This window comes from Nocardia asiatica NBRC 100129 (assembly GCF_000308415.1).
In the GTDB taxonomy this organism is placed as follows: domain Bacteria; phylum Actinomycetota; class Actinomycetes; order Mycobacteriales; family Mycobacteriaceae; genus Nocardia; species Nocardia asiatica.
Window position 1 is genome coordinate 1 of the sequence record NZ_BAFS01000362.1, and the last position, 1993, is coordinate 1993.

Here is a 1993-nt window from a genome sequence, read left to right on the forward strand (position 1 = left end):
CGGGCGACGTCATCAGTCAAGACGACCTTGACCCCTGCTTTGTCGAGGATGGTCCGGCGGCGCTGCGGTGGTTGATCCGGCGCTACCGGCACATACGCGGCACCCGCGGCAAGAACGCCGTACAAAGCCGCGACCTGCGCCGCGCCCCGCACCGCCGAGACCGCAACCGCATCACCAGGCCGTACCCCGTGCTCGGCCAGCAACGTTGCGATCCGCAGGGCACGCTCGGCGAGTTCGCCGAAACTCACGGTGGTGGCACCGTCGATGATCGCGACCCGTTCCGGATCGGCCGCGGCGATGTCGAACATCGGAGTGTGCAACAATCCCCCGCCGGGAGCACGCTCAGGCTCCGGACCGACGGTGTCGTTGACACGCTCACGAACTGCCCGCTGTCCGGCAGGCAGCTGGAAGATCTCGTTCAGCGGCTGATTCCAATCCATGTCACCCAGTCGCAGGAGGTGTTCTCGGTAGGTGGTGAGCATGTCGTCGACCATCCCCTCGGGGAACAGCTCGTCCACCGAGTCCCAGCTGAGCAGCAACCCGTCAGGCAGCTCGATGACCTGGTGATCCAGCCACACCTGCGGAGTCTGAGTACGCGTGTAATCCGGCCACCGCACCGAACGAGCCAACTCGTCGTCCACCCCCAGCATCGAGGTGAACACCACCGGCACCGGGTCCGCGGGCGCATCACTCTCACGCGCCAACTCCCGCAACACCCGCACCGCGGAAACCTGCTGATGATCCAGATCACTCCACAACTGCTGCTGCAACCGACGCACACGCCCCAGCCAGCTCTCCCCCACCGCAGGACGATCGGCCACCAACAACAGCGAACTGAAATCCCCCACCACCCGCATAATCTCCGGGTGCACCTCACGCCGATCGAAACGAGTCAACGTCACAGTCAAATCCCGCTGCGCACTCCACCGACCCAACACCCACGTATACGCCGCCAGCAAAACAACACTCGGCGTCACACCGAAACCCCGCGCACGCTCGGTGATCCGGCCCCACGTTTTCAGGTCGAGCCTGAATTCCCGCCGTACGAAACGCGGACGCTCCACCGCAGCAGGAGAGACCCGCAGAGGCAATTGTGGCCCCGGTGGCAGTTCCGGTAGCCGCGCACGCCAGTACGACAACGCCTCCCGAATCTGCTCCTCCGACGGGGCACGGCCGGTCACGTAATCGCGGAACTCGATCGACGTCGGCGCGAGTTCGGTATCCGGTTCCGCATAAAGCCGCAGCCATTCGGAAATCAGCACCAAGGCGCTCAGGCCGTCGACGATGAGACTGTCGAATACCGTGCAGATCCGCGCTATCCCGCTGCCACGAATCACCCGGATCTCGAACAGCGGCCACGCACTGGGATCCGGCACGGCACCGGACATCGCTTCCCGCACCCGCGCCGCCGCGCCGTCGAAGTCGTCATCGGCGTCGAGCACCGGAATCCGGTACCGGGGGACTTCGGCGAGAATCCGTTGCGATCCGTCCTCGATCACCGCGCGCAGCATCGCGTGCTGGGCGATCAGCCGGTTCCAGGCCTGCTCCAGCCGGTCCACATCCAGGCGCGGCCAGTCGTATTCGAAGTACAGCTGGGCGCCGATACCGCCGAGGTCGAAGTCCGCCGACCGGCCCAGCCAATAGGCGACTTGAATATCGGTCAAGGGGAAGGGCTCGTGCCGATGCACCACGTCGGTCGTCAGCAGAGGCGAGGGCGACGTGTCCACCTCGAGGTGCGCCCGGTCGCCGACGAGTCCGGCGATGGTCGGGGTCGTGAAGAATTCGCGCAGTGTCACGGTGAGGCCGAGCTCTCGGCCGAGGCGGCCGACGAGACGGGTGGCCGACAGGGAATCACCGCCCGCTGCGAAGAAGCTTGTGTCGCGGTCGGGCAGGGCACCGCCGAGCACCTGTTGCCACACCCGGGCGACCCGGGTCTCCATTCCTGGTCGCACCGGTGTGCCGACGTTCGATACGTCTGCGATGACGTTTTGGG

At 65.9% G+C, this 1993-nt stretch carries 1 protein-coding gene; it reads right to left on the bottom strand.

The features are described from left to right. The coding region (locus ON27_RS29430) for a condensation domain-containing protein (protein WP_043734890.1) at nt 1–1940 on the bottom strand (1940 nt) is incomplete at its 3' end. Between the last annotated feature and the right edge of the window lie 53 nt (nt 1941–1993).